Raw genomic sequence first — 9226 nt, 5'->3', positions numbered from 1 at the left:
GCCCGCCGACGGGGCCCGCGGACCCCGTCGGCGACCGACGCCCGGGTCAGGCCACCGCGTCGGGGGTGACCGCCGCCCGGCTCACCGCGTGGTGCACACGGTGCCGTTGAGCCGGAACGCGCCGGGCAGCACGTTCGGCCCGCTGTACGCGCCGACGAAGCCGGCGCTGGTGCTGCCGCCGCCGGCGGCGAGCCGGCGGTTGTCGGGGGTGCTGGTCACCCTGACCTCGGTGCCCACCTGCGACCAGTTGGCGCTCCAGCCGCTGCTCACCTGCTGCCAGCCGGTGGGCCACGTCCAGGTGAGCGTCCAGCCGTCGAGCGCGCCCGGTCCGGTGTTCGCGACCTCGACGGTCGCCACGTACCCGTTGCCCCAGTCGGTGTCCGTGCGGAAGCGGACCGCGCAGGTGCTGGCCGCCGGGCTGCCGGTGGCGAAGGTGAGCGGCGGGGAGGACCAGGAGACCCGGCCCGCGGTGTCCCGGGCGAGCACGTTCACCGTGTACCGGGTGCCCGGTTCGAGGTTGCCGACCGTCAGCGAGGTGCCCGCCGTCTCGCCGAGCTGCTCGCTGACCGCGCCCTGCTGCCGGTACACCTCGTACTTGGCGATCGGCGCGCCGCCCGGCGCGGCCGGCGGCCAGGAGAGGGTGGCCGTCCGGTCGGTCACCGCGCCCGCGGCGGGCCGGCCGGGCGCCCCGGGCCGGCCGTCGGCCGCGCCGGCGGGGCGCAGCACGAGCGTGGTCAGCGAGTACGGCGGCAGCGTCCGGGCGGTGGCGCTGCCGGAGCGGCCGGTGGCCACCCCGCTCGCGCCGTTGGCCAGCGTGTGCACGGTCGGCGCCTCGTCCGCCGGGGTGAAGCCGGCGTAGTCGATCGACACCGGGTGGGCGGTGTCCGGGTCCTTGTTCAGCAGCAGGACCGCCAGGCTGCCGTCGGGCCGACGGGCCGCGTGCGCGGTGACCAGGGGCTGGTCGGTGCCGGCGCGGACGAGCTGGTCACCCGCCCGGGCGAAGAGGTTCATCATGGACAGCCCGTGGTACGGCGCGAACGGCGTGTTGAACGGCGGCTCGCAGACCGACCCGTCGGCCGTACACCCGCCGCTGGAGAGCATCCCGAAGTCGCCGTAGTCGGTCTGCCCGGCGACCTCCGAGACCGTGCCGATGCCGTTGTGCACGTTCCACCACTGCACGGTGAAGACGCCCTGCTCCAGCAACCCGCTGTAGGCGTCGGCCAGGAACAGCGCGCCCGGCTGGGTGTTCTGGCCGGCGCCGACGTTCAGCTCGGTGAAGCTGATTCCGATCCGGCCGGAGTCCGGGCCGGCGTGGCGGGCGATCTGCTGGCGCAGCAGCCAGGCGGCGTCGGGGAGGTGGGCGGTGCGGGCCAGGGACTCGGCGGCGGTGCCGCCCGGGTACCAGTGCACGTCCACGAAGTCGATCTTCGGGCCGGCGAGGGAGAGCACCGTCTGGTTCCAGGGCCCGGGGTCGGCGCCGGCGGTCAGCCCGTCCGGCCAGTTCGCCGGCATGGTCAGCACCGCGCCGACCTTGATGCTCGGGTCGACCGCCTTCATGGCGTCGGCGTACTCGACGACCAGGCGGGCGTACTGGGTGGCGCTCTTGTCCGGGTGGTCGTCGGCCTCCCAGGCCGAGCCGTAGTGGCCGTTGCCGTAGTTCTCGTTGCCGACCGTCCACCACTTCGCGCCGTAGCCCTTGGTGACGTTGGCGTACCGCACCCACTCGGCGGCCTCGGCCGGGGTGCCGGTGCCGTAGTTGGCGATGATCATCGGCTGGGCGCCGACCCTCCGGGCCGCCGCCATGAAGGTGTCGAAGTCGGTGTTCGGGGCGACGTAGCCGCCGGGCGCGGTGTGGGTACGCCAGTGGTAGATGTCGGCGTAGGAGCCGCCGGGGTAGCGCAGCATCTTCACGCCGGCCGCGCGGAGCAGGTCCGAGGTCTCGGTGCTGCCCAGGTGCTGGTCCCAGATGGCGTGGTTGACGCCGAGCGCGGTGTCCGGCACGGCGGCCAGCCCGGCGCGGGCGTTCACGGTCACCGCCACCGGGTCGGCCGCCGCGCCGGCGGCGGGCGGGTCGACGGCGGCCGGCGCCGCGGCGGCGAGTAGCAGGACGGCCGCGTACGCGGTGAGCCGGCGCGCTGTGGAAGGGATTCTGCTCATGCGGGGTTCCTTCAGGGGTCGGGCGATCGTCTGTCCGCGTCGCCCTCCCGGAGAGGTGTCCGGGTGCCCGGAGAGCGACGATCGGCCCCGCGCGAGCCATCGACGCACCAGAATCCCATGCCGCCCCGGACGCGCTCAAGGAGAGGCCCGGGTACGCGGCTTAATTTATAGACAAGAGTCTTTACTGTTAACAAGGTTTAATTTATGTTCGTTGGCATCTCCCACCACCCCCGAAGGAGTTGCCGACATGCGTCGAAGAATCACCCTGCCGCTGCTCACCACGGGTGCCGTCACCGCCACCCTGGCGGTCGCCGGCCCCGCCCAGGCCCACGGCTACGTCTCCTCGCCCCCCAGCCGCCAGGCGCTCTGCGCGCAGAACCGGGTGCCCGACTGCGGCCAGATCAAGTACGAGCCGCAGAGCGTCGAGGGCCCCAAGGGCCTGAAGAGCTGCAACGCCGGCATCGCCCAGTTCGCCGTGCTCAACGACGACAGCCGCGGCTGGCCGGCCACCTCGGTCGGCAGCTCGGTGACGTTCACCTGGGTCAACACGGCCCGGCACGCCACGTCCAACTGGGAATACTGGATCGGCAACACCCGGGTCGCGGTCGTCGACGGCGGTGGCCGCCAGCCCGACGCCACCGTGTCGCACACCTTCAACCTGGGCGGCTTCTCCGGCCGGCAGAAGCTGCTCGCCGTCTGGAACATCGCCGACACGGCGAACGCCTTCTACTCCTGCGTCGACCTCCAGATCGGCGGGGGTGGCGGCAACCCCACACCGTCTCCCACACCCACCCCGGCCCCGACGACCCCGGCGCCCACGCCAACCGCGAGCAGCTCGCCGGCCCCGAGCGGCACCTGGACCGCCGGGCGCACCTACCAGGTGGGGGACACGGTCACCTACAACGGCCTGACCTACCGGTGCCGCCAGGCGCACACCGCGATCGCCGGCTGGGAACCGCCGAACGTGCCGGCGCTGTGGCTCCAGATCTGACTCCGACGGGTGCGGCCACGCTCCGCGTGCGCCGCACCCGACACCTGCCGCACCCCGATCGGAGAACCGGCATGCGCCGCGCGCTCACCGCCGTCCTGCTGGCCGCGTTGCTCGCCGCGGCCGGGTGCGCCGGCCAGCCGGCGCCGACCGCCGCCACCCGTCCCGGGCCGGCCGTCGAGACCGCGACCAGCGGCATCGACGCGCTCTTCCTGGCCATGATGGTCGCGCACACCGAGCAGACCCTGGAACTCGTCCAGGTCGGGCTCGACCGCGGCACCGACCCGGGGCTCCGCACGCTGATCGCCGCGGTCCGGGCCACCGAGACCGACGAACTGGCGACCATGCGCGGCTGGCTGCGCGAGGCCGGCCCGTCCGCGGTGGCGGCGGCCGAGCGGCACGACCACTCCGGACACAGCGACGCCGCCGCCGGGCTGGCCCGGCTGCGGGCCGCCCCTGCCGACCAGGTCGACCGGGTGCTGGCCGACGTGCTCGCCGCGCACCAGCGGACCGCGGCGGACCTGGCCCGCGCCCAGGTCCAGGCCGGCACCAGCGCCCGGGTACGCGACCTCGCCGGCCGGATCGAACGGTCGCGGACCGCCGAGGTCGCGTTGCTGGCGAAACTGCCCGCCGGGTGAGGCGGGGCGGCGGTCACCCGGGCAGCGACCGGGCCACCAGCAGCGCCCAGCCGAGGCAGCCGAGCGCCGCCGTGTTCAGCACCGCCCGGACCACGTTCCAGCGCACCCAGGCACTCTCGAACGCCGCGCGCAGCTCCGCCGGGTCGGCCAGCCGGGCGGCGCCCGCCTCGAGCCGGTCGTTGAGCGGCACGTTCACCGCCGCGGTCACCGCGAGCACCAGCACGTAGAGCGTCAGGGCGGCGATCAGCCAGGGCAGCGGCCCGCGCTCGCCGGCGGGCAGGTGCAGCAGGACCACCGCGAGGGTGCAGACCAGCGCGCCGCCGAAGCAGAGCGCGAACCAGCCGTTGAGGATGGCCTGGTTGATCGACCGCATGCCGGCGACGAACGCCCGGTCGTCCACCCGGCCCAGGCCCGGCATCACCGCGTACGCGAAGGCCGCGAAGAGCCCCGCCGTCAACCCCGTGGTCACCGTGGCCAGCAGTAGCACGCCGGCCCGGACGTTCGATGCGATCATGGCACCCATTGGACCCCGGGCCCGGCTGGACGCTCCATGGCTGGAACGCCCGAAACCATACGCGAGCGTCTACGCTCGCCGGGTGGACGTCCTCGCCGACGTGCTCCGCGGGCTGCGCGCCCGGGACGCCTTCCTGCTCCGCACCGTGATGGACCCGCCCTGGTCGATCCGGGTCCGCGACGCCGCCCCGCTGAGCGTGACCACGGTGGTCCGGGGCAGCGCGTGGGTGGCGCCCGACGGCGGCGCGCCCGCGCTGCTGGAGCCCGGGGACGTGGCCGTGCTGCGCGGGCCCGACCCGTACACGGTTGCCGACCACCCGGACACCCCACCGCAGGTGGTGATCCATCCCGGGCAGCGCTGCAACACCCTCGGCGGGCAGGAGCTGACCGAGACCATGGCGCTGGGCCTGCGTACCTGGGGCACCCGGCCGGACGGCGCGACCGCCCTGCTCACCGGCACCTACGCCAGCAGCGGCGCGGTGGGCGCCGGCCTGCTCGCGGCCCTGCCGCCCCTCGTGGTGCTGAGCGCCGCCGGCGGCGAGCTGCCGGTCGTCGCGCTGCTCGCCGCCGAGCTGGACCTGGACGGACCCGGGCAGGAGGCGGTGCTGGACCGGCTGCTCGACCTGCTCGTCATCGGGGTGCTGCGCACCTGGCTGGCCCGACCCGGCGCGCAGCCGCCCGGCTGGTACCGGGCCTACGCCGACCCGGTGGTCGGCCACGCGGTCCGGCTGGTGCAGCACGATCCGGCCCGGGCCTGGACGGTGGCCGGCCTGGCCACCGCCACCGGCGCCTCCCGGGCCGCGTTCGCCCGCCGGTTCACCGAACTGGTCGGCGAGCCGCCCATGACCTTCGTCACGAGTTGGCGCCTCGCGCTCGCCGCCGACCTGCTGCGCGACACCGAGCTGACCCTCGCCGCGGTGGCCCGCAGGGTGGGCTACAGCAGCGCTTTCGCGCTCAGCGCGGCCTTCAAACGGGTCCGCGGCGTCAACCCGAGCGACCACCGCGCCGCGGCCTGAGGCCGACCCGGGTCGCCGTTGATCCCGGTAAACCGGCCGCGCGATGTCGCAGCCCGTGACTACGCTTCCTGCCGGACGCCGCCCCACCGCACATCACCCCGCGCCCGCAGGGGCGCGCGGCGCCGCCAGCGGCCCCGACCGGACCTGAACCAGGAGACTGTTTGTGACCCAGCAACCTGTCGCGACATCGAACAAGCTCGACGCCGCGGTACTCAAGGTGGCCGGCGTCGTCGTGCTCGGTGCGATCATGTCGATCCTCGACGTGACGGTCGTCAGCGTGGCGCTGCCGACGTTCCAGAACGAGTTCGACGCCTCGTACGCCCGGGTGGCGTGGACGATGACCGGCTACACGCTCGCGCTGGCCACGGTGATCCCGCTCAGCGGGTGGGCCGCCGACCGGTTCGGCACCAAGCGCCTCTACATGGTGGCGCTGGCGCTGTTCACCATCGGCTCCGGGCTGTGCGCCACCGCCGACTCGATCGGTGAGCTGATCGCCTGGCGCGTGGTCCAGGGCCTCGGCGGTGGCATGCTCATGCCGCTCGGCATGACGATCATGACCCGGGCGGCCGGCCCGCACCGGATCGGCCGGCTCATGGCCGTCCTCGGCATCCCGATGCTGCTCGGCCCGATCGGTGGCCCGATCCTCGGCGGCTGGCTCATCGACACCGCCAGCTGGCACTGGATCTTCCTGATCAACCTGCCGATCGGCGTCGTCGCGCTGATCTACGCCCAGCTCGCGCTGCCGAAGGACAACCCGGAGCCCTCGGAGTCGTTCGACTTCCTCGGCATGCTGATGCTCTCGCCCGGCCTGGCGCTCTTCCTCTACGGCGTCTCCTCGTTGCCGGAGGCCGGCACCATCCGCGACAACAGCGTCTGGCTGCCCATGCTGGTCGGCGCCGTGCTCGTGGTGGCCTTCGTGTTCTACTCGTTCCGGCCCCGGCACCCGCTGCTCGACCTGCGGCTGTTCCGCAACCGCAACCTGACCATCGCCGCGGTGACCCTGTTCGTCTTCATCATCGCGTTCATGGGCGCGGGCCTGCTGTTCCCGAGCTACTTCCTGCAGATCCGCGGCGAGTCGACGCTCACCGCCGGCCTGCTCATGGCGCCGCAGGGTCTCGGCGCGATGCTGACCATGCCGATCGCCGGCATGCTGGCCGACAAGGTGCCGGTCGGCCGGACGGTGCCGTTCGCGCTGGTGCTCATCGCCGCCGGCTTCTTCACCTTCACCCAGGTCGACCCGCACACGTCCTACTGGCTGCTCTGCGGCTCGCTGTTCGTGATGGGCCTCGGCATGGGCGGCACCATGATGCCGATCATGACCTCGGCGCTGAAGACGCTGCACGCCGCCGAGGTGGCCCGCGGCTCCACGCTTGTCAACATCCTCCAGCAGATCGGCGGCTCGGTCGGCGCCGCGGTGATGTCGGTGATCCTCACCAGCCGGCTGAACGGCTCCGAGGTGATCCCCGGCGCGACCGACCCGAGCGGGAAGCCGGTCACCGAGGCCAGCCTGGCCATCACGTCGCAGCTGCGACCGGAGCTGCTCCAGCAGTTCCCGGTGCCGCCGTCGCTGATCGAGCGCGGGCTCGACTTCGCGGCCAGCTCCTTCGCGACCACCTTCTGGGTCGGCTTCGGACTGGTGCTGCTCACGTTCATCCCGGCCGCGCTCCTGCCGCGCCGGCGCGAGCCGTCGCACCTGCTCGACGGCGAGGCGGGGGAGGGTCAGCGTCCCACCCCGGTCCCGATCCACTGACCGGCGGGTCGGTCCGCCGGGGCACCGTCCCGGCGGCCCGATCCGGGCAGGCTCGCCGTCGCGGGGCCTGACGCCGACCGGCGTCAGGCCCCGCCGGCCATTCCGGCCCCGCCGGCACGGCGGATGTCGAGCAGGTGGTGCTCGGCCTCGTGGACCGTGTGCCGGCCGAGCCAGCGCAGCGTCCGCACCTCCCGCCGCGGCCACGGGTAGACGCCGGTGCGGTCCAGCTCCACGTCACCGAGCGCGGCGAAGCGGGTCGCGAACGCGTCGGCGGCCGTGCCCAGGTCGGCGAGCACCACCTCCGGGTCCTGCGCGTTGTAGTGTTCGCTGATCACCAGCTCGTCGCGGCCCATCGGGTGGAACTCCGGCTCGTCCACCCGCAACGCCAGCGCCAGCCGCTCACCCTGGACGCGGAACACGTCCCGGACGTGGCAGGAGTACTCCAGCGGCGACCACACCTCCGGGGCCGGTCGCCGGCGCGGGTCCGGCACCCCGCGCAGGGCGGCCGGATAGCGCCCGACCACGTCGCGCAGGCGCTGCGGCAGCTCGCCGCTGCCGAGCGCGGAATAGACGAACAGGCACTCGTCACACCGATCCACGCGCTCAGGGTAGGCGGTGCGGCGGATCCGCCGCCGCCCGCGGACGTCCCGGCGCAGGATGAGCGGAGGGGCGGCGGGGGCGCCGCCGGGAGACGGGGGAGCCGCCGATGACCGCCAACCGGGAGATCGTCGCGGACGCCTTCGCCGCCTGGAACGCCGGCACCGGCAGCATCACCGAGATCTTCGCCGACGACCTGCGGTGGGAGATCATCGGCCGGTCTGTTGCGGCCGGCCTGTACCAGCCCGCCCGGCAGTTCGTCGAGGAGGTGCTCACGCCGTTCGAGGCGCGCTTCACCGCGGAGGACCCGTTCCGGCCCGTGCTGATCCGGGGCATCCACGACGACCCGACCACGGACACCGTGGTCGTGGCCTGGAACGGCGCGGGCACCACGACGATCGGCACGACGTACACCGACACGGTCGCCTGGTTCCTCAGGATGCGCGACGGCAAGGTGGTCGAGGGGACCGCCTTCTTCGACAGCATCGCCTTCAACGAGCTGTGGCAGGACGTGCCGGCCTGACGGTGGGCGCCCGGGGCCGGGATGCGGCCGCCGCGTACGCCAGGATGGGCGCCGTGGACTTCGAGCCTCACCGGGGTGAGCTGCTGGCGTACTGCTACCGGATGCTGGGCTCGTTCCACGAGGCCGAGGATCTGGTCCAGGAGACGATGCTGCGCGCGTGGCGGGCCCGCGACCGGTACGACCCGACGCGCGCGTCGGTGCGGACCTGGCTCTACCGGATCGCCACGAACGCGTGCCTGACCGCGCTGGAGGGGCGGGCGCGACGACCGCTGCCGTCCGGGCTGGGCGCGCCGAGCGCCGACCCGGGCGCGCCCCTCGCCCCGGCGCTGGACATCCCGTGGCTACAGCCCTTTCCCGACGCCCGGATCGACCCGGACCTGCGCACCGACCTGCGGCTCGCGCTGGTGGCGGCCATGCAGGCGCTGCCCGCCCGCCAGCGGGCCGTGCTCCTGCTGCGGGAGGTGCTGGAGTTCAGCGCCGCCGAGGTCGCCGCGCAGCTCGACACCACGGTGGCGGCGGTCAACAGCGCGCTGCAACGCGCCCGCGTCGCACTCGCGGACGTGGGTGACGCTGGCGCGGTCACCGAGCCGGACGATCCGCGGGTGCGTGCCGTGATCCAGCGGTACGTGCGGGCCTTCGAGGCGGCGGACGTCCCCGCGCTCGTGCGGCTGCTCACCGACCAGGCGGTCCTGGAGATGCCGCCGGTGCCGCTCTGGTATCGCGGCAGCCGCGACTACGGCCTGTTCCTGGACCGGGTGTTCGGGATGCGCGGGACGGGCTGGCGGATGGCGCCCCTGAGCGCCAACGGGCAACCGGCGCTGGCCGCGTACGCGCCGCAGCCCGGCGGGCCGCACCGGCTGCACACGCTGCAGGTTCTCACGGTCACCGGCGACCGGGTCGCGCACAACGTCGTGTTCGCCGATCCGGGCGTGTTCGCGGCCTTCGACCTGCCCCCGCAGATCTCCTCCGACGATCTCCCGCCGGCGCGATGAGTCCGGGCGGTGCCGCCGGTACGTACCGGTGAGCACCTACCGAAGGGACAGC

At 73.9% G+C, this 9226-nt stretch carries 9 protein-coding genes; 6 read left to right on the top strand and 3 right to left on the bottom strand.

What is annotated here, in order from left to right; all coding sequences use genetic code 11:
* Positions 1 to 81: 81 nt before the first annotated feature.
* Entirely contained in the window at positions 82 to 2157 is a 2076-nt protein-coding gene (locus NLX85_RS19850) for a cellulose binding domain-containing protein (protein ID WP_254337237.1), read from the bottom strand.
* Positions 2158 to 2404: 247 nt separating this feature from the next.
* On the opposite strand from NLX85_RS19850, the gene NLX85_RS19845 reads away from it, so the two are divergent.
* On the top strand, positions 2405 to 3148 hold the full coding sequence (locus NLX85_RS19845) for a lytic polysaccharide monooxygenase (RefSeq protein WP_254337235.1): 744 nt from the start codon (positions 2405 to 2407) through the stop codon (positions 3146 to 3148).
* 71 nt (positions 3149 to 3219) lie between these two features.
* On the top strand, positions 3220 to 3783 hold the full coding sequence (locus tag NLX85_RS19840; protein ID WP_254337233.1) for a DUF305 domain-containing protein: 564 nt from the start codon (positions 3220 to 3222) through the stop codon (positions 3781 to 3783).
* 13 nt (positions 3784 to 3796) lie between these two features.
* Here NLX85_RS19840 and NLX85_RS19835 read toward each other — a convergent pair whose 3' ends face one another.
* Complete coding sequence (locus tag NLX85_RS19835; protein WP_254337231.1) at positions 3797 to 4297, bottom strand: DUF1772 domain-containing protein; 501 nt, start codon at positions 4295 to 4297, stop codon at positions 3797 to 3799.
* A gap of 82 nt (positions 4298 to 4379) precedes the next feature.
* Between NLX85_RS19835 and NLX85_RS19830 the strand changes: the two genes are divergently transcribed.
* Both NLX85_RS19830 and NLX85_RS19825 read left to right on the top strand, forming a co-directional pair.
* Positions 4380 to 5312, top strand: a complete 933-nt coding sequence (locus NLX85_RS19830; RefSeq protein WP_254337229.1) for an AraC family transcriptional regulator — start codon at positions 4380 to 4382, stop codon at positions 5310 to 5312.
* Positions 5313 to 5475: 163 nt separating this feature from the next.
* Positions 5476 to 7062 carry a DHA2 family efflux MFS transporter permease subunit gene (locus tag NLX85_RS19825; protein WP_254337227.1) on the top strand — a complete coding sequence of 529 codons (1587 nt, stop codon included), beginning with the start codon at positions 5476 to 5478 and terminating at the stop codon, positions 7060 to 7062.
* A gap of 83 nt (positions 7063 to 7145) precedes the next feature.
* Here the strand turns inward: NLX85_RS19825 and NLX85_RS19820 are convergent, their stop codons facing one another.
* The gene (locus NLX85_RS19820; protein WP_254337225.1) at positions 7146 to 7661 is read right to left on the bottom strand and encodes a DinB family protein; all 516 of its coding nucleotides are present in this window, start codon (positions 7659 to 7661) and stop codon (positions 7146 to 7148) included.
* Between the two features lie 107 nt (positions 7662 to 7768).
* Between NLX85_RS19820 and NLX85_RS19815 the strand changes: the two genes are divergently transcribed.
* Together NLX85_RS19815 and NLX85_RS19810 are read left to right on the top strand one after the other, a co-directional pair.
* Positions 7769 to 8182, top strand: a complete 414-nt coding sequence (locus NLX85_RS19815) for a nuclear transport factor 2 family protein (RefSeq protein WP_254337224.1) — start codon at positions 7769 to 7771, stop codon at positions 8180 to 8182.
* A gap of 44 nt (positions 8183 to 8226) precedes the next feature.
* Positions 8227 to 9174 carry a sigma-70 family RNA polymerase sigma factor gene (locus NLX85_RS19810; protein WP_254337512.1) on the top strand — a complete coding sequence of 316 codons (948 nt, stop codon included), beginning with the start codon at positions 8227 to 8229 and terminating at the stop codon, positions 9172 to 9174.
* Positions 9175 to 9226 lie beyond the last annotated feature (52 nt).

Origin of the sequence: Micromonospora sp. A3M-1-15, from assembly GCF_024213425.1 — a bacterium.
Lineage (GTDB): Bacteria > Actinomycetota > Actinomycetes > Mycobacteriales > Micromonosporaceae > Micromonospora > Micromonospora chersina.
Note: the sequence above shows the minus strand (reverse complement) of the source record. Positions and strands in the feature narration are given on the sequence as shown.

Coding starts and splice junctions, on each gene's coding strand:
- NLX85_RS19850 (WP_254337237.1), bottom strand. CDS start 2,157: ATGAGCAGAATCCCTTCCACAGCGCGCCGGCTCACCGCGTACGCGGCC.
- NLX85_RS19845 (WP_254337235.1), top strand. CDS start 2,405: ATGCGTCGAAGAATCACCCTGCCGCTGCTCACCACGGGTGCCGTCACC.
- NLX85_RS19840 (WP_254337233.1), top strand. CDS start 3,220: ATGCGCCGCGCGCTCACCGCCGTCCTGCTGGCCGCGTTGCTCGCCGCG.
- NLX85_RS19835 (WP_254337231.1), bottom strand. CDS start 4,297: ATGATCGCATCGAACGTCCGGGCCGGCGTGCTACTGCTGGCCACGGTG.
- NLX85_RS19815 (WP_254337224.1), top strand. CDS start 7,769: ATGACCGCCAACCGGGAGATCGTCGCGGACGCCTTCGCCGCCTGGAAC.
- NLX85_RS19810 (WP_254337512.1), top strand. CDS start 8,227: ATGGGCGCCGTGGACTTCGAGCCTCACCGGGGTGAGCTGCTGGCGTAC.